This is a genomic window from Paenibacillus sp. JDR-2 (assembly GCF_000023585.1).
Lineage (GTDB): Bacteria > Bacillota > Bacilli > Paenibacillales > Paenibacillaceae > Pristimantibacillus.
Map to the genome: position 1 here is coordinate 3,867,675 of NC_012914.1, position 19,098 is coordinate 3,886,772.

Below are 19,098 nucleotides of genomic sequence, written 5' to 3' on the forward strand. Positions count from 1 at the left end.
TCTCTTGCAAGTTAGTCCGCGATTAGCTGCGTTACCTAACTCTAGTATGAGAAGGGATTCCTGCTTCTATTCATCATTGCCAATTGCTTAAGCCTGACGCGGATCAGGAAGGAATGCGGCTGGACTGATATTGTTCCATCGACATCAAGACCTCCCGCGGTTTGCTGCCCTCATAAGGACCCACGATCCCCCGCGCTTCCATCTGGTCCACAAGCCTTGCCGCACGGGTGTAACCAACCCGCATCCGCCTCTGAAGAAGGGATACGGATGCCTGCTTCGCTTCAAGAACGATCTGCACGGCTTGATCATACAGTTCATCCAGAACCTCTTCCGGATCTGCCGATTCTTCCTCTACTTCAGGTACAAGGTCCTCCTTGTATTCCGCTTCGGCCTGGCCTCTTGCGTAATCGACAAGCGCCTCGACTTCCTGATCGGACAAGAAGGCACCTTGGACGCGAATAGGCTTGGACATGCCGACCGGCAGATAAAGCATATCCCCTCTGCCCAGCAGCTTCTCTGCGCCAACCATATCCAATATGGTACGGGAATCGACCTGAGAAGATACGCCAAAGGCAATCCTGGAAGGGATATTCGCTTTAATAACCCCCGTAATAACGTCTACCGACGGACGCTGCGTCGCGATAATGAGATGGATGCCCGCCGCACGAGCCATTTGGGCAAGCCTTGCTATGGAATCCTCAACGTCGTTAGAGGCGACCATCATCAAATCCGCTAGCTCGTCGACAATAACGACGATATAGGGAAGTACGGCTTTGGGATTCTCGGCCATTAAGGCGTTGTAGCCTTCAATGTTGCGCGTGCTCGATTTGGAGAACAGCTCATACCGTTTCTCCATCTCCACAACAATCTTTTTCAAGGCTAGTGCCGCGCGTCTTGGGTCGGTTACAACCGGTGCAAGCAAATGCGGAATGCCGTTATAAACATTTAATTCGACCATCTTAGGATCGACCATCAGAAACTTCACTTCATCCGGAGCAGCCTTGTACAATATACTGGTAATAATGCCGTTAATACACACTGATTTACCCGAACCAGTAGCTCCCGCTACCAGCAGATGGGGCATTCTCGCCAGGTTGCCAATAATCGGTTGTCCGGAAATATCCCGCCCAAAAGCGATCGACAGCTTGGACGGAGCATTTTGGAAGGTCGCGGTTTCCATTACCTCGCGCATAGTTACCATTGAGACTTCCATATTGGGAACCTCTATGCCGATGGCGGATTTACCCGGAATAGGCGCCTCCATCCGTATATCCTTTGCCGCTAACGCCAAAGCGATATCGTCTGTCAGGCTTACAATCCGGCTTACCTTCACGCCTGATGCAGGTTGAACCTCATAGCGCGTAACCGCAGGACCGCGTACTACATCAAGCACTTTAGCCTTAACGCCAAAGCTCTCTAATGTGGCTTCCAGCTTCCGCTTCGAATCCATGGCATCCGCACTGTCGCCGCCTCTTGCCATCAAGCTTGGCTTGGCAAGCAGGGAGAACGGCGGCAGCAAGTATGGCTTCTTAACCGGTGCATCCGATGCCGGTTGGTGGATACCCGTTGTAGCGGATTTATCCGTTTCCTCCGTAACTTCCTGTATGTCCTGACTGCCGTGAACTTCATTCACGACAGAAGATTCCGTTTCGTTCTGATCGTACTCTTCCGTATATCTCGCTGAATCTGCAGCAAAAGCCGCAGGTGCGGGTGCAGGGTAGTCCTCTTGTTCTTCGTCGTCGTATGTATCTGCACGCGGAACAATTCTTGTGATGACAGCAGGCTCCTCGTCTTCCTCATATTCGTTATGTACAGGAGAAGCGGAGGATGGGTTTCCACGAACTGGCTGCTGCTCCTCCCATGGAGGAAGCTCGTCCTCCTGCTGTTTATGGCTGGTACTGGCATCGCCTTCGCCATTTCGGTCCCACTGCTCGTCGTCATCCCATGCCTGGTCATTCGCCCAATGCGGCTTGGCGCCGTTGTCATGTCCTCCATCGTAATGCTCTTCGTTCATAGTCCAATCATCATGGGCATTTTGCTGTTCCTGCTGGCTGTTCTGCTCCTGATTTCTCCAGGAGAAGAAGAGGGATTTCTTGCGCCTTGGCGGCAGTGCCGGCGCGTAATCATCCTCATCGTCATCGTCGTCAATCGCATCGGATTGCACAAACACCGGCGGTTTGACGGCTTTGTTCGATTTGGATGCGCTCCGAAGCGCCGCTCCTTTCGACCATTTGGCGGCAAGCAGCTTGAACATCCGTATGCTCTTGTCCCGACCGATACGGGCAAGCTCTACATAGGATTTGCCCGTTAGCAGCATAATGGCGATGGCGTACATAACGCCTGCAATCAACTTGGAGCCAAAATAACCAAAAAGCGTGAACAGCATCGAATATTCCATGGCGCCGATATAGCCGCCGCTTATCGCCCGCTGGCTGATCGGCCTGTCATCGGCCCCGTCAAACGCCAGCAGCTCGTCCTTCATATCCTGGCCCAGCTGGTGGAGAATAGCTCCACCCGTCAGGTCGGAGCTCGGAAGCAGCTTGCGGTCGATTTCGGCTATGCTGCTGGATAACGCAAGAGCCAAAACAAACACAAGCAGGCCTGTCCGACGGTTTGTCCAACCGCGCGGCCAAGCCCTTTTGACCATGACGACCAGTCCGACGTAAATGCCGACCAGCGCCAATACAAAATAAAACTTGCCCAGGAACAAGCCAAATAGCTTGGACAAGGAGCGTCCAACCGTAGCCTCTCCTGATAAAGCAATAACCGATACCGTAATAAGCAAAATACCGTATACTTCATATTTTAATTGCGTTGTAATCGATTTTTTCTTTCGTCTTTTCTTAGCCAATGATTCGTCACCTCTGCCTAGCATTATACCATATCTAGGCAAAGGTTCCTATTGGACATAAGAACCTTTGTGCGTATTTTTACGACACGGGAGGTTGTCCGAACATGACGAAATTACCCGGAGCCAGCTCCGGCTTCAAGTAATCATCGAGGCTGCAATGAAGCAGGCGGACGATTTTCCCCATTCCCGCCGCTACGGGCTGAACCTGCATAAATACGCCGTTGACCCATACTTCCTGGGAAGGTTCGGGTTCTCCGTGTATGCCGTCAAGGACATTCTCAAGAGGCATAATCGTATAGAGCGTCATTAGTTGTACACCCCAGTCTGCGCTGCCGGCTTACGCTCGGCTATTCGGCTGTTAAGCTCCCTAAGCGCATCCCCTAACCCGCCTACGGCGTCAATCAGCCCGTATTTTACCGCGTCCGAACCGATAACGGTAGTACCGATATCCCTTGTCAGTTCACCGGTCTTGAACATCAGCTCTTTAAATTTTTCTTCCGTAACATTAGAGTGCATGGTTACAAACTTTAGGATGCGCTCTTGCATTTTATCCAAATATTCGAACGTTTGAGGCACTCCAATTACAAGCCCGTTCAGACGGATCGGATGAATCGTCATGGTGGCTGTCGCTGCAATAAAGGACATGTTGCCCGCTACCGCAATCGGAACGCCAATGGAATGGCCGCCGCCAAGCACCAGCGTAACCGTTGGCTTGGACAAGGATGAGATCATCTCGGCAATGGCAAGACCCGCTTCTACGTCGCCGCCAACCGTATTGAGTACGATCAGAATGCCTTCGATTTTCGAATTTTGCTCCGCGGCGACAAGCTGAGGAATGAGATGCTCATACTTGGTTGTTTTATTTTGCGGCGGCAGGACGATATGGCCTTCCACCTGCCCGATGATCGTCATGCAGAAAATATTCGATTCCGATGCGGGAGTTGTCGTTTGCCCTAATTGCTGAATCGTTTCCACGATTGAATTTTGCTTCTTTTTCTCACTCTCTGCCGGATCCGGCTGCTGCGGCTGATCTTCGTTCATGTAATTCATATTTGCTCCCCCTCATTAACGTAAACGCTCGTCATAGTATGAGGTGGAATGACGAATTTATACGGTTTTCATAAGCAAAAAAGAACGTTCCTCCAGGAGCTCGATCACTCCTTTACGGAACGTTCTTTTTAAGTTCATTATACCTCCATGATAATCGGAAGAATCATTGGCCGTCGTCTCGTCTGTTCATATAAGAAGCGCCCGAGGGCATCTTTTACATTCGTTTTGAGTGAAGCCCATTCGTTTACCTTATCATGCATCAATTTATTGAGCGTTGAAGTTACAATCTTGTTTGCTTCATCTAGCAGTCCTTCCGATTCACGCACGTATACAAAGCCGCGCGAGATGATATCCGGACCGGAAACAATAGATCCTCCATCCTGCTTGCTCAGTGTAACAACGACAACAAGAATGCCGTCCTGGGATAGCAGCTTGCGATCCCGCAGAACTATATTGCCGACATCTCCGACTCCAAGCCCGTCAATCAGAATATTGCCAGCTTGCACCTTGGAACCTTTACGGGCAAGACCGCCTTGAAACTCAACGGTTTCCCCGTTTTCAATGACGAAAATATGACTGCGTTCAATGCCCACGGCTTCTCCAAGCTGAGCATGCTGCCTTAGCATCCGGTACTCTCCATGAATCGGTATAAAATACTTCGGTTTGATAAGGTTTAGCATCAGCTTTAATTCTTCCTGGCTTCCGTGACCCGACACATGGACTCCCGATATGGATCCGGGGCCGTAAATGACATGGGCACCCAAGCGGAACAGCTCATCTACCGTTCTGCCCACATAACGCTCATTTCCCGGTATTGGCGTAGCGGCAATGATAACGGTATCCCCAGGCAAAATATCAACCTTGCGATGAGTCGACCGTGCCATCCTCGTTAAGGCAGACATTGGCTCGCCCTGGCTGCCCGTGCACAGGATTACGACTCGATCGGCTGCCAGCTTGTTCACTTCCTCGGGCTCAATAATCATACCTTCCGGGATGTGCAGATAACCAAGATCCGATGCAATCGTAACGACATTAACCATACTGCGCCCGACAACAGCCACATACCGCTTCGTTGCAATTGCGGCGTTGATCACCTGCTGAATCCGATGCACGTTTGAAGCGAAGGTTGCCACAACCACACGTTGAGACGATTTATGGAATATATCTTCAAGCTCTTCCCCGACGTTTTTCTCCGATGGCGTAAATCCGGGTCTTTCTGCATTTGTACTATCCGACAAGAGGGCCAACACGCCTTTTTTACCGATCTCCGCCATCCGTTGCAAATCCGCGTATTGCCCATTCACCGGCGTATAGTCGAATTTGAAGTCGCCGGTATGCACAATGGTCCCTTCCGGCGTATCAAGCGCAACGCCTATAGAGTCAGGTATACTATGATTCGTCTTGAAAAAGCTTGCCTGGATCGTCCCGAGCTGCACTTCGGAATCCGCATCGATCACGATCCGTTTAGTCTCGCCAAGCAGACCTGCTTCTTTCAGCTTCCCTTCAATCAGGCCTAAAGTCAGCTTTGTTCCGTATACGGGTACATTCAGCTGCCTCAATACGTAGGACAGACCGCCGATATGGTCTTCATGACCGTGCGTAATTAAAATCCCTCTGACTTTATCCCGATTTTCCGTCAAATAGGAGATATCAGGAATAACAATATCGATCCCCAGCATATCTTCTTCGGGGAACTTAAGGCCCGCATCCACGATGACAATATCGTTCGAATACTGAATAACATACATGTTCTTGCCAATTTCGCCAACTCCGCCAAGGGCAAATACGAGCAGCTTATCCTGATTTTTCTTCGACAAGTGCTTACCTCCTTCGAATGAAGCCATTCTCCGTTCCAGCCAATTGTATGAATTTTCCGTCCATTTCACTTGACCTCATTATACATGATGAAAAAGACGGAAAACAAGGTGAAACAACCGTCCGCTTGTCCACTCTTGAACGCAAATAAGCAGGCCGGAGATAACTCTCCGCCTGCTTATCGGGTCAAACTAGAATTATATTAAACCAGCTTGCTAATAAAAGCCGCCTCGGCTTCGCTGGCTGCAACAAGCGGAAGTCTAACGCCGCCTACAGGCATGCCGCGCAGTTCAAGCGCGTATTTAACAGCAACCGGATTAGGAACCGGATGAGGACATTCAAACAAGCCTTTGAACACCGGGTAACATTCCGCGTGAAGCTTAGCTGCCTGCTTCACATCGCCGCTCAGGTACGATTCGATAAGCTGCTTCATTTTCGTGCCGATAATGTGGCTGGCCACACTTACAATGCCGTAACCGCCAATCGCAAGAGTCGGCAGCGTTGCGCTGTCATCGCCGCTGTATACCCGGAAGCTATCCGGAGCTGCGGCAATAATCTGCGACAATTGATCGGAGGACGCGCAATCTTTAGTTGCTACCACATTATCCAGTTCTGCAAGGCGGAGTGTGGTTTCTACGGAAATATTAATACCTGTACGGCCTGGAACGTTGTAGAGCATGACAGGTAATTTGGTAGATTCAGCGATTGCTTTGAAATGTTGATACAAACCTTCTTGATTCGGCTTGTTGTAGTACGGAGCAACCAGAAGCACTCCGTCTACACCGGCATCTTCCGCAACCTTTGTCAAATGAATCGAATGCGCTGTATTGTTGCTCCCGGTACCGGCAATAATTTTGCAACGACCGGCAGCATGCTTTACAGCATAACGGAACAATTCCGCTTTCTCTTCTTCCGTCAAAGTCGGGGATTCACCCGTGGTGCCAGATACAACAAGCGTGTCGCTTTGCTGTTCTTCAATCAAATAATCGATCAAACGACCGGTCGTGTCCCAGTCAATTTGACCATTTTCATCAAAAGGTGTGACCATTGCAGTAATTAATCTACCAAAATCCATTGTTATGACCTCCTGAAAAGTACTTCACTTCGTAAGCGCATCAAATTCTCTCAACTATATATGAAGTTCAAACTTCGCATGAAGCGCCCTGACGGCCTTCACCATATCCTCAGCCTTCACCAATACCCAAATCGTTGTATTGGAGTCGGCGGATTGCATGATTGTAATACCTTCCTCGGTTAAGGCTTCCACGATGCGGGCCATAACGCCCGGCACGCCGTTCATGCCGCCGCCTATGACGGACACCTTTGCGCATCCGCGGATAGCGAGAGGATCGTATCCGCATTCCTGAAGAACCGATACTGCCCGGTCAGCATCCTGGTCGAATACGGTGTAAACCGCTCCGCTTGGCGTCACATTGATAAAATCAACGCTGATATGATGCTTTGCCATCGTCTGGAAAACCTGAAGCTGCACGTCGCTTCTGCCTTCGATTGCTTTAACCGTAATCTGCGTAACTCCAGATACATGCGCAATCCCCGTTGCCTGACGGTCAGTTACCGGAGTAAATGCCGCATCGGAGACGAGAGTCCCTTCTTCCATGGAGAAGGTGGATCGTACCCTAACCGGTATTCTTGCTTGTTGCGCAATCTCTACGGCACGCGGATGAATGACTTTCGCTCCTTGGCGGGCCATATTGCAGATCTCTGCATAGCTTACAACCTGGAGCGGCTTTGCATCTTCCACTATGCGGGGATCTGCCGTCAATATCCCGTTAACATCCGTATAAATGTCTACCATTTCCGCACGAAGCGCGGCACCAAGCGCTGTTGCCGAAGTGTCGCTTCCGCCCCGCCCAAGCGTTGTCATATCGCCGCTTTCGGTACTTCCTTGAAAACCCGTTACAATTACGACCTTCTCGTCCCGCAAATGCTGCAAAACCCTCTCGGGACGCAGCTCCTTAATCCGGGCATGGCCGTATTGATCATCCGTAATAATTCCTGCTTGGCCGCCGTTTAATACGACGGATGGTATACCTTCAGAGCAAAGCAAGCTGCATAACGCCGCGGCCGAAATAATCTCTCCGCAGCCCAGCAGCATATCCCGCTCCCGCGCCGGCAGCTTGTCGCCGTTGTTGCGGATGAGCTGAAGCAGAGTGTCCGTAGCGTACGGATCCCCTGAACGCCCCATTGCCGAGACAACGACCACTACGCTGTAACCATTTGCGAGCTCTCTTGCAATATGTTGAAGACAATAGCTTCTAGCATGATCGGTCGAAAGTGAAGTGCCCCCGAACTTTTGTACCAGGATGCGCATTGCTGTCTTTCCTCCGTAACCGATACAAAGATGTCTGAACGGATAAGCCTAACCGATGGCAGACATCTTCCCGATCGTAGTTGTTTTTGTGGCACTAGTCGAACCATTTCAATTTGGACGAATGAAGGCAAAACAAGCGGCGTAATCGAATCCAAGGATGCCGGCTGAATCGCCAGCGTCCCGAATACGTCGCCGCCTGCTTGTAATAGATGATACACCTATAAGAGCATTTTAATAGTTAAACCGCTCAATCAGTAACGGCTGCAGTTGTTTCCCCTGCAAGGCTGCTTCGCATGCTTCCAGTGCCAGATCCATTCTCGCCACAAGCGAGTTTGGTTTTTGTGCCGGGTTATCCTGGCCAAACGGCACAAAATAAATATTTTTAGCTACTAACAGCTTTGCGATATTAGAAGCGTTCAGCCCGAGACCATCGTTTGTTGAGATCGCAAGCACGAGAGGCCTTAAATTGCGCATTTGGGCTTTCGCCGCCATGAGCACGGCACTATCGGTAATCGCGTTAGCGAGTCTGCTGGTTGTGCTGCCCGTACATGGCGCGATCAGAAGCACATCGAAAAGCTTCGCCGGACCAAGCGGTTCAGCCTGCACAATCGTCGAAATAATTTCGTTACCGGTTATCGCCTTCAGCTGCGTCTGCCATTCCTCAGACGATCCGAATCGCGTGTCTGTTGTCATAATGGTTTGCGATACGATTGGCACCACATTTGCGCCAGCATCCACAAACCGCTTAATTTCAGGCATAATTTCAGCCAACGTACAGTGCGAGCCAGACAGCGCATACCCGACTGTTTTCCCAGTCCAATCCATTACCCATTCCCCCGCTTTATCGAATCGTCCGTAATCAACTGAGTCAAGCAATCCGCTATGATTCGTCCAGCTGTTTTAGGTGCGACGATACCGGGGAGTCCGGGCGCGAGTATCGCTTTAATGCCTCTCTTCTCGGCGAAGCGGAAATCAGTTCCGCCAGGCTTAGTAGCAAGGTCAATAATAACGGTTCGCGAAGGCAAATTTGCTATAATTTGCGCTGTGACTATCATAGTCGGAATTGTATTAAAAAGCAAGTCAATATTACCCGTATTTTGGAGGAGTTGACTTGTGTAAAACGGCGTAAAACCCATCTCGGCGGCTCTTGCAAAATGCTCGCTCCGCCTTACGCCAATCAGTACTTTTGCGCCTAAGCTCTGCAACGTCCGGGCCATGGTAAACCCGGTTCTGCCAAATCCCAATACCATGCTTGTTGATCCATGTATCGTAATATCCGTATTCTGAATGGCCATCATGATGGCCCCTTCCGCCGTCGGAATGGAGTTGTAGATCGCAACATCATCCCGGTCAAACAGCTCGACAAGACCAATCTGATGCTTCTCGCAAAGCTCCCTTAAATAGGGCTTTGCCATCCCGGCATACACCTTGCAATGCTTAGGCAGCCTAGCGATATGTCGATCCTCCAACTGCATCTGGCGGTCACTGAATACAGCATGAATAAAGCCGTTATCGTCCGTGCCTACTGCAGGCAGCAGCAGTGCATCAACATCATCAAACAAGCTCTCGTCAAATTCGGCTTGCACTGCGCCGTCCAAGGAAGAATGCAGTCCGTCAAAGCCGGACACCGTTACCGTTGCATCCAACTCGGTAAACTTGCGAATAACTTCAAGCTGTCTCGCATCGCCTCCTAGCAGCAGTATTTGAACGCCTGTTAGCATGTAGGCTTCACTCCTTTCTGCGCACTAGTTATAGACCATCTTATGCCCTGCGCCCAGAATGGTGAAAGCCAATATTAAGGAACGCAAAAAAGCACCAAAACCAAGGTTAACCTGGTTTTGGTGCTTTTCCTGTATGCATATCGCTTCCAGAGTAATTAAATTTGATTTTGGAGTCTAGGTGTGGGGTAAGTTGTATCTCGCGTAGGAGTGCCTTTGCTTACGTTATCATATTTTTACACGCCGGTATGCCCGAAGCCGCCTGCTCCGCGGATAGTGTCCGGAAGCTCATCCGCTTCGGCGATCGCAATCTCCGGCAGCTGCTGGATGACCATTTGAGCAATGCGTTCGCCGCGGTTAATCGTGAATGGCTCTTGGCCCAGGTTAATGAGCAGAACCTTAACTTCGCCGCGGTAATCCGCATCAATGGTACCTGGCGAGTTCAAGCAGGTAATACCGTGCTTGAATGCCAGCCCGCTTCTAGGACGAATTTGCGCTTCCACTTGCTGCGGCATCGCCATCGCAAGACCTGTCGGAATCAGCTTGCGCTCCCCTGGCGCAAGCACGACAGGCTCGGTTACCGCAGCCTGAAGGTCAAAGCCAGCAGCCCACTCCGACATTTTGCCGGGCAATGCGATATCTTCATTGCCCGGCTGACGTTTAAATAGAATTTGAAACAAAACGATCCCTCCCGATCTGAGCAGCAGCTTTATCGTTTGTTCCAACCATGGCAACGGCAAACGGTACGGACAGCATCCGCTCCGTTACTTCCCGCACATCCTTCATCGTGACATTGTCGATGCGTTGCAGCATTTCGTCTAGCGTAAAGTGTCTTCCGATCATCAACTCGTTTTTGCCAAGGCGGTTCATCCTGCTGCTTGTGCTTTCAAGGCTCAGGATCAAGCTGCCCTTCAGCTGCTCTTTCCCGCGATGCAGCTCCTCGTCGCTAAGACCTTTCACCGAAAGCTCTTCCATCTGCTCGAGCGTCAGATCAAGCACTTCTTTCGTCTGCTTCGGCGCTGTTCCTGCATAAACCGTGAACAACCCGCTGTCTGCATAAGACGTGTGATACGAATAGACCGAATAGGCTAGGCCCCGCTTCTCGCGGATTTCCTGGAACAGCCTTGAGCTCATGCCCCCGCCAAGCGCATTATTCAACAGAATCATGGCATACAGCTGCGGGTCTGAATTGGAACAACCAGGGAATGTAAGGCAAAGATGGTTCTGCTCGGTCTTTTTCTTGAAGTAAACATAATCGCCGTGGAAAGTTGGTGCCGTGACAATACCGCTCTTTCCTTTGTTCTTGAAGCGGCCGAAGTATTGCTCGAGGAGTGCCAAAAGCTTGGTTTCCTCCACGTTACCGGCTACGCTGATAACCGTATTTTCAATCGTATATGTATCATTCATATATCCTCGCAGCGATTCGGAATTCATGGCTGCAAGGCGTTCTTCCAGTCCAAGAATCGAGTACGCAAGCGGATGATCGCCGTAGGCTGCACGGGAAGCCTCATCATGAACCTTGTCATCCGGCGTATCTTCGTACATCGAGATTTCTTCCAGAATTACGTTTTTCTCTTTCGCCAGTTCTTCCGCATCTAGCTTTGATTCGAAGAACATATCCGAAAGCGCATCTACCGCAATCGGCAGGTGCTCATCCAATACCTTTGCAAAGTAGCAGGTGTATTCCTTGGATGTAAAAGCATTTACGTTGCCGCCAATCCCGTCAAACAGATCGGCAATGTCTTTTGCTGTACGGCCGTTAGTGCCTTTGAACAGCATATGCTCGACAAAATGGGAAATCCCGTTGTTCTCGGGGGTTTCGTTCCGGGATCCAGTCTTTACCCAAATTCCGAAGGAGACCGACCGGAATGTCGGCAAGTATTCCACAACGACGCGGAGGCCATTGCTGAGCGTATATTTATTCACTTGGTATCCTCCTAAAATGAATTGCCACACAAAGGTTGGTTAACAACCGTTTGTGGTGATTCATGCTTCGTAAGCTTAAGCCAATGAATTGCCACACAAAGGTTGGTTAACAACCGTTTGTGGTGATTCATGCTTCGTAAGCATGAGCCGAACATGAATGATTTCACTATAACAAATTTAGGGAATCTACTCAACCGCAGAAGGCAAACGCTCTGGTGACAGCGTTTCGCTGACCGTACCCAGCGCATATCCCTGACGCTTCGCTTCACGTATCATGCCAGTAAGAGCATCTCTGGACGAGGCGGTTGGATGCATGAGAATCAGGGCACCTGGCTCCAGCTTGGAGGAAATTTTCTGAATGATCCAATCTGGGGACGGCTTGCGCCAATCCACCGTATCAATCGTCCACATAACCGTCATTAAACCTTGTTCGCTGGCAACCTGAACGGTTGTCTGATTGTACGAGCCGGAAGGCGGAGCGAACCATTTGTTCTGCGCGCCAAGCGTTCCCTTTATCAAATCCTCGGTACGGGAAATTTGCGTATACTGGGAATCTCTATTTAGGGTTTTCATATCTGGGTGCGAATACGCATGATTCGAAATTTCATGTCCCCGTTCCTGAATCTGTTTCGCAACATCAGGATATTTCTTTAGCCAGGAGCCGTCCAGAAAAAAGGTTGCCTTCACGTTTTCTTTGTCGAAGGTATCCAATATAGCCGGGAGATACTCATTGCCCCAAGCGACATTAACCATAATCGCGATCATCTTCTTGTTCGGATTGCCCTTGTAAATCGGCCATGGCCCCAAATCCTTTAAGGAGATTTTCGGAGGGATTTCCTTGTATGCATACTGAATCGGGGAAATATTACCGCTTGCAAGCGTTTGTTGATAGGTCTTCTCGACATCCACTTCGAGACCGTTATAGCCGGGAATCGCTTTCCACACCCGGTCAATCCGAGCATCAATGGGTTCAACATAGCGCTGCTGGGACTCTGCTTCTATTGTTTCCCGCAACTTCGCCTTTTCCTCATCGGAAATGGCGGATTCTGCCCCTGTGACAACTGCATCCTGCTCTTTCACTGCTTGAATATAATCCCTGACACCTCCGACATTCAGCCGGATAAAAACAAATAATACGATAAAGGAAGCACAAATCCCGATGATTTTATTCCGCATACGCATCATTCCAGCTCCTACTTATCGATATAGGCCATAGTTATGGCAGATGCAGGCATAGCTTATCCATACGCCTGCGCTTGTCTAATAGGTATGTGGAGCTGGACGAGATTATGTCATAGAGATTATAGGTGAACAAAAGAAGACTGTCACGGATCTGCCTATTTTGCGCATTTGGCAAAACAAAAAGAGACAGATCAAATCTGGCTCTTTGCTGCCTTGCTTATAGAAGCGCAGTAGAATTACTGCGCTGGAACTTGTGGAGTCAGAACAGCTTTACGGGACAGGTTAATGCGACCCTGCTGATCGATTTCCGTAACTTTTACCGTAATCTGATCGCCAATCGCAACGACATCTTCTACCTTCGCTACGCGTTCGGTAGACAGCTGCGAAATGTGAACGAGACCGTCTTTGTTCGGGAGAATTTCGACAAACGCGCCGAATTTCTCGATCCGTTTTACAGTTCCGAGGTAAACCTCGCCAATAACGACTTCTTTTACGATACCCTCGATGATGGCTTTCGCTTTTTGGTTCATCTCTTCGTTCGAAGAAGCGATAAAGACCATACCATCCTGCTCGATATCGATTTTCACGCCGGTTTCTTCAATAATTTTATTGATGATTTTACCGCCGGAGCCGATAACGTCACGGATCTTATCGGGATTGATACGAAGGGTAAGGATCTTGGGAGCGTATTGCGACAGGCTCGAACGCGACTGGGACATAACGGCAGTCATTTTACCGAGAATGTGCATACGGCCAATACGGGCTTGTTCCAGTGCCTGCGACAAGATCGCACGGTCGATTCCGTTAATTTTGATATCCATTTGAATAGCTGTAACACCTTGGGCTGTACCTGCAACTTTAAAGTCCATGTCGCCAAGATGATCTTCCATCCCTTGAATATCGGACAGGATCGAGAAATGGTCTCCGTCTTTGATCAGACCCATTGCGATACCGGCTACTGGGGCTTTAATCGGTACGCCTGCATCCATCATAGCCAGCGTGCTCGCGCAAATACTTGCCTGTGAAGTGGAACCGTTGGATTCGAGAACTTCGGAAACTAGACGGATAGTGTAAGGGAATTCCGTTTCGGATGGAATAACCTTCGAGAGTGCGCGTTCGCCAAGTGCGCCATGACCAATCTCGCGGCGGCCAGGAGGACGCAGAGGACGGGCTTCGCCCACGCTGAAAGGCGGGAAGTTGTAATGATGCATAAAGCGTTTCGTCTCTTCAGGGCTAATGCCGTCCAAGATTTGAACATCGCCAAGCGCACCAAGCGTACAGATGCTGAGCGCCTGTGTTTGTCCACGTGTGAACAAGCCGGAGCCGTGCGTACGCGGCAGCAAGGCAACATCACACTCAATTGGACGGATCTCTTCTAGAGCGCGGCCGTCAGGACGTACTTTATCATGAGTGATCAATCGGCGTACTTCTTCTTTGACGATGTCATACAGTACTTCCTTCACATCGGCAAGAAGTTCTGGAGTTTCGGCATACACTTCTTCAAAATGAGCAACGGTGTCACCGTTAACAGCGTCGATCGCATCTTGACGTGCATGCTTCTCCGGAATACGGATCGCTTCAACCAGCTTGTCCGAAGCAAAGGCACGAACGGCGGCATTCACTTCAGCGTTAACCGCGTGAAGTTTTACTTCCATTTTTGGTTTGCCCGCAGCGGCTTGCAGCTCTTCGATCATAGCGACGATTTTCTTGATCTCGTCATGCCCGAACATGATCGCTTCCAGCATCACATCTTCCGCAACTTCATTTCCTTCTGCCTCTACCATCATGATTGCGTCTTTTGTGCCGGCAACCGTTACGAAGATTTCAGTCTCCGCTTCTTGTTCCACAGTCGGGTTAATAATGAATTGACCATTGACTCGGCCTACGTTTACGCCGCCGATAGGACCGTTAAATGGTACGTCGGAAATGCTCAGTGCTGCGGAAGTACCGATCATCGCCGCAATTTCCGGCGTGCAGTTCTGGTCTACGCTCATTACGATATTAGCTACTTGTACATCGTTACGGAAGCCTTCCGGGAACAGTGGGCGAATCGGACGGTCTGTCAAACGGCTCGACAAAATCGCCTTCTCGCTTGGGCGTCCTTCGCGTTTAATAAATCCGCCTGGAATTTTACCTACAGCGTACAGACGCTCTTCATAGTTAACCGTTAGCGGGAAGAAGTCTAAATCTTTGGGCTCAGCCGAAGCGGTAACGGTACAGAGAACTACTGTATCCCCGTAGCGAACCGTTACTGCCGCATTAGCCTGTTTTGCCAAACGGCCTGTTTCCAGCACAAGCGTTCTGCCGCCTAATAACATCTCTACTCGTTGCAAACGTATTCCCTCCTAAAAAGAATTGTGAAGCAATTCTTGCCTCTTAAGCAAGTGCTTATAGAATTGTGAAGCAATATGTAACCATTGAATTTCTTTACATTCGAGAACAGGATTGGTATATCCTGCTGAATCTTTTGATATTACAAAAAGCAACCCGATTCTGCCGGATCCGGTAGCCCGGACGGCAAGACAACCAGGTTGCTTTTCATGAAACATGTTCTATCGGCGAAGGCCGAGTTTTTCGATCAATGCGCTGTAACGTCTAACATCTTTGTTTTTCAGGTATGCCAACAGCTTACGGCGTTGACCTACCATCTTGAGCAGACCACGGCGGGAATGATGATCTTTCTTGTGCTCCCGCAAGTGTTGCGTCAAGTTCACGATGTTTTCCGTCAGGATAGCCACTTGAACTTCCGGGGAACCCGTGTCGCTCGCGTGTGTTTTGTGAGTCTCGATCAGTTGTGTTTTACGATCTTGTGTAATTGCCATCCTCGTTCACCTCCTATTTCAGTTAATCGCCATTAGCCTCGAAACCGCCGGTGAGAGCAGATTCCCAAGCTAAGGTTCAAATGCGGTACGATTCCGGACAAGCCGTTCTCGCCCACAACGTTACTTAGTATAGCACAATGAAGAAGGCAAGTAAATGCTGCCGCTTAGGATAGACCAAAGAATTGCTTGGTTTGCTTCGCGTCTTCCCCAATCTGTTCGATTAATTCATGTACGGAGCCAAAACGTTTCTCCGCACGGATAAAGGAGTGGAACTCCAGCGTGATTGGCTCTCCATATATCTCTTGATGAAAATCGAACAGATGCGCCTCCAGTACGGGACGGATCTCTTCTTTGTTAAACGTTGGCTTCATTCCGTGATTAAGCACGCCGTAATAAGTCTTCCCTGCCACCATTGCCTTAATGGCAAATACCCCAAGACAAGGGGTTACGTAAGGCTTGGACAAACCTACATTGGCTGTCGGGAAACCAATTGTTCTTCCGCGCGCGTCACCGTGTACAACGATGCCATCCACTTCATAAGGGCGGCCAAGAAGAGTTGTTGCCAGCGCAATGTCACCCTTCTCCAGTGCGGCCCGGATATACGTGCTGCTTACCTTTTCGCCATTCTCGTAAAGAGGCTCGACAATGTCAACGGTAATATCGGGACTGCTTAACGTTCTCATCATTTCCGGGTTGCCCTTGCCTTTGGCGCCAAAAGTGAAATCAAATCCGACAATAACATGTTCTGCATGCAGAGGACGCAATACTTCCTCTACAAACTGCTGCGGACTGATTGCCGCAAAGGTCAGATCAAATTTCACTACAAGCATGATGTCAACACCAAGCTCGGCAAATAAAGCCTGCTTCTCTTCCGGCGGCGTTAGGCAGCTGAAATATTGATCGCCTTGCCCAAGAACCTCTTTCGGATGCGGCAGGAAGGTCATAACGGCAGACAATGCCCCTGTTTCCTTCGCTATTTGTACCGCCTGGGTAATCACGTTCCGATGGCCGCGGTGAACACCGTCAAAATGTCCGATTGCCACGGCAAGCTTCTTGTTCTTAAGCAAAGCCGGGTATTCGGTTAAAGGATAAGTAAGGGATATAATTTCCATGCTGATACACCTGCAATTCCTCTATATAATCCCGGTTAGGAAAATACTTTCACCGGCTTAAGCGCCGATGCTTGATCATCGGCCTCAAAAATTCCGATAAAAGCATCATTCTCGCCATATAGGCGTACGAGACTGCTGGAATCGAAGGAAGCGGCCATCCGATTGTACGGTATTTTCTGCCCTCGAAGTGCCATCTCGGTAACCGCTGCATTTGCTTGAACCCGTTGAAGATGATCAATGGCGATATCAGCCGGAAGCATTTTCTCCTCCAGCTTCCCTGCTGCCTGCAGCTCCTCCAGCTCTTCAAGCGTGACGCATTGCTCTCTGGTAATTCCTCCGGACATCGTCCGAGTGAGCTCTGCCATCGCAGCCGGAACGCCAAGCGCACGGCCGATATCTACGCATAGCGTACGAATATACGTACCCTTGGAGCAGATGACGGAAAAAGCGAAACGGGGTTTATCCGCATCAAGATCCACGTTCAGAAGATCAATCTGATGGATTGTCACTTTGCGTGACTTCCGTTCAACGGTCTTGCCTTCCCTAGCGAGCTCATAAAGCCGCTTGCCATCTACCTTCACAGCGGAGAACATCGGAGGAACCTGATCGATCTCGCCAACAAAGCTTTGCAATACCTGCAGCACCTGTTCTCTCGTAACTATAATTCCAGTCTGCTCTTCAAGGACTGTCCCCGTCAAGTCTTCTGTATCTGTAGCTGTACCGAGTTGAATGACGGCCTCGTAGGCTTTAGGTCTCTCCTGCAAATATTCAACCACTCTTGTTGATCTACCTAGGCATAGCGGCAAGACGCCGGTAACCATCGGATCAAGAGTTCCCGCATGCCCGATACGCTTCATACGAACGATTCGCCGTACTTTCGCCACTACATCATGCGAAGTCCAACCGGCAGGCTTCCATACGGCAATAATTCCGTCCATCTATTCATTCAACGCCTTTCTAACTGCTTCAACAAGTTCCTGCATCGCTTCTGTAAGTGTCCCTTGCATCCGGCAACCAGCCGCACGGACATGGCCGCCGCCGCCTAAGGTTTGAGCAATGGCAGCGACATCCGCTTTTCCCGCAGATCGAAGACTTGCCTTAACTCCGCCATCTTCCGTTTCTTTGAAAAGAATCCCGACTTCCACGCCGTCAATATTAAGCGCGTAATTGACGATCCCTTCCAAATCATCAGGCACAGCGCCTATTTCTTTCATGTCGTCCTTGCCTACATACAGCCAGCCAATCTGCTGATCCTCCGTAAAGGTCAATCTCGCCAAGCAGCGCTGAAGAAGCTTCAGCTTAGCCATCGTCATTTTTTCAAGCAAATGATCGGCAAGCTGGTGTCCCGGCGCACCGAGAGAGAGCATGCGGGAAGCAACATCCATCACTTTAGGACTTGTATTGGAATAACGGAAACCACCGGTATCCGTAAGCAGTCCTGTATAGATGGCCGTTGCGCATGCCTCATCGATGTTCAAACCGGACAATTCGATCAGATCAAACAGGATCTCGACCGTAGCTGCTGCGTCTGGACGAATGACATTAACGGCTCCAAACCCGTCATTAGTTGGGTGATGGTCGATATTAAGTATTTTTGCATCCTGCGCAAACAAGGCTGAAACCTCGCCAATACGCCGAAAATCGGCGCAATCGACCGCAATAACATGCGTGTACGTTTGCCCCGGCTTCTCCTTGCGATAGTTGACGATTTGATCAAAGCCTCGTAAGTAGTTAAGCCGTGAAGGAGATTCTCCTTCATTGATCAGCGTTTTTGTTTTTCCCAATTGATCAAGCATCCAGCCTATAACCGATGTTGAGCTGATTGCATCCCCATCGGGCTGCACGTGGGAGACGACCAAGAAGTCGTCTCCTTCCCGCATAAATGCAAGTGCAGCTTCAAGCTGTTGCCCGTAGTCTGCGCCGGCCGTCATTGACCTTTGTTCCCACGGTTAATTTCTTCGAGCAGCCCTTCAATGCGGCTACCATACTCGATGCTGCTGTCGAACTTGAACAGCAGCTCCGGTGTATGACGGAGACGCATCCGCTTGCCAAGTTCGGAACGGAGATATCCGTTTGCTTTGCCAAGCGCTTTAAGGGTTTCTTCTTTCTGTTCTTCACTGCCGAGCACGCTGAGGTAGACACGCGCCTGGGAAAGGTCGCTTGTCGCCTCAACACCTGTTACCGTAATAAATCCGATGCGAGGATCCTTCAACTCGGTCTGGATAATTTGGCTCAGCTCTTTTTTAATCTGCTCGCCGACCCGTCCTACACGAATTTTAGCCATGCGTTA

The 19,098-nt window shown here is 49.9% G+C and carries 17 protein-coding genes; all 17 read right to left on the reverse strand.

The features are described 5' to 3' along the window. Window positions 1-103: 103 nt before the first annotated feature. The 17 genes from PJDR2_RS17100 to rbfA all read right to left on the reverse strand — a co-directional run bounded on the left by PJDR2_RS17100 (window position 104) and on the right by rbfA (window position 19,092). Entirely contained in the window at window positions 104-2,851 is a 2,748-nt protein-coding gene (locus PJDR2_RS17100; protein WP_015844967.1) for an FtsK/SpoIIIE family DNA translocase, read from the reverse strand. 79 nt (window positions 2,852-2,930) lie between these two features. Next, entirely contained in the window at window positions 2,931-3,158 is a 228-nt protein-coding gene (locus tag PJDR2_RS17105) for a YlzJ-like family protein (protein WP_015844968.1), read from the reverse strand. Further along, entirely contained in the window at window positions 3,158-3,901 is a 744-nt protein-coding gene (locus tag PJDR2_RS17110; RefSeq protein ID WP_015844969.1) for a ClpP family protease, read from the reverse strand. The genes PJDR2_RS17105 and PJDR2_RS17110 overlap by 1 nt, the downstream gene beginning before the upstream one ends. Window positions 3,902-4,038: 137 nt before the next feature. Then, window positions 4,039-5,718 (reverse strand): ribonuclease J, encoded by a 1,680-nt coding sequence (locus tag PJDR2_RS17115; RefSeq protein ID WP_015844970.1) that lies wholly within the window; start codon window positions 5,716-5,718, stop codon window positions 4,039-4,041. 200 nt (window positions 5,719-5,918) lie between these two features. After that, complete coding sequence (dapA, locus tag PJDR2_RS17120) at window positions 5,919-6,791, reverse strand: 4-hydroxy-tetrahydrodipicolinate synthase (protein WP_015844971.1); 873 nt, start codon at window positions 6,789-6,791, stop codon at window positions 5,919-5,921. Between the two features lie 54 nt (window positions 6,792-6,845). Then, window positions 6,846-8,048, reverse strand: a complete 1,203-nt coding sequence (dapG, locus tag PJDR2_RS17125) for an aspartate kinase (RefSeq protein WP_015844972.1) — start codon at window positions 8,046-8,048, stop codon at window positions 6,846-6,848. 231 nt (window positions 8,049-8,279) lie between these two features. Then, window positions 8,280-8,873: a dipicolinate synthase subunit B gene (locus PJDR2_RS17130; protein WP_015844973.1), complete on the reverse strand. Its 594-nt coding sequence runs from the start codon at window positions 8,871-8,873 to the stop codon at window positions 8,280-8,282. Continuing rightward, window positions 8,873-9,769, reverse strand: coding sequence for a dipicolinate synthase subunit DpsA (dpsA, locus tag PJDR2_RS17135; RefSeq protein WP_015844974.1), 897 nt, complete (start codon window positions 9,767-9,769; stop codon window positions 8,873-8,875). Before dpsA ends, PJDR2_RS17130 begins: the two co-directional genes overlap by 1 nt. A 233-nt stretch (window positions 9,770-10,002) precedes the next feature. Continuing rightward, a complete protein-coding gene (gene dut, locus PJDR2_RS17140; protein ID WP_015844975.1) occupies window positions 10,003-10,446 on the reverse strand; it encodes a dUTP diphosphatase in 444 nt (147 codons plus the stop codon). Beyond that, window positions 10,427-11,692, reverse strand: coding sequence for a M16 family metallopeptidase (locus PJDR2_RS17145; protein ID WP_015844976.1), 1,266 nt, complete (start codon window positions 11,690-11,692; stop codon window positions 10,427-10,429). Before PJDR2_RS17145 ends, dut begins: the two co-directional genes overlap by 20 nt. Window positions 11,693-11,878: 186 nt before the next feature. Continuing rightward, window positions 11,879-12,877 carry a polysaccharide deacetylase family protein gene (locus PJDR2_RS17150; RefSeq protein WP_015844977.1) on the reverse strand — a complete coding sequence of 333 codons (999 nt, stop codon included), beginning with the start codon at window positions 12,875-12,877 and terminating at the stop codon, window positions 11,879-11,881. Between the two features lie 233 nt (window positions 12,878-13,110). After that, entirely contained in the window at window positions 13,111-15,192 is a 2,082-nt protein-coding gene (pnp, locus tag PJDR2_RS17155) for a polyribonucleotide nucleotidyltransferase (protein WP_041614358.1), read from the reverse strand. A 234-nt stretch (window positions 15,193-15,426) separates the two neighbouring features. Next, window positions 15,427-15,696, reverse strand: coding sequence for a 30S ribosomal protein S15 (rpsO, locus tag PJDR2_RS17160; protein WP_015844979.1), 270 nt, complete (start codon window positions 15,694-15,696; stop codon window positions 15,427-15,429). Between the two features lie 164 nt (window positions 15,697-15,860). Beyond that, the gene (locus PJDR2_RS17165; RefSeq protein ID WP_015844980.1) at window positions 15,861-16,808 is read right to left on the reverse strand and encodes a bifunctional riboflavin kinase/FAD synthetase; all 948 of its coding nucleotides are present in this window, start codon (window positions 16,806-16,808) and stop codon (window positions 15,861-15,863) included. A 35-nt stretch (window positions 16,809-16,843) separates the two neighbouring features. After that, on the reverse strand, window positions 16,844-17,746 hold the full coding sequence (truB, locus tag PJDR2_RS33220) for a tRNA pseudouridine(55) synthase TruB (RefSeq protein WP_015844981.1): 903 nt from the start codon (window positions 17,744-17,746) through the stop codon (window positions 16,844-16,846). After that, window positions 17,747-18,739: a DHH family phosphoesterase gene (locus tag PJDR2_RS33225; protein ID WP_015844982.1), complete on the reverse strand. Its 993-nt coding sequence runs from the start codon at window positions 18,737-18,739 to the stop codon at window positions 17,747-17,749. Further along, a complete protein-coding gene (gene rbfA, locus PJDR2_RS17180) occupies window positions 18,736-19,092 on the reverse strand; it encodes a 30S ribosome-binding factor RbfA (RefSeq protein WP_015844983.1) in 357 nt (118 codons plus the stop codon). Before rbfA ends, PJDR2_RS33225 begins: the two co-directional genes overlap by 4 nt. Window positions 19,093-19,098: the final 6 nt, after the last annotated feature.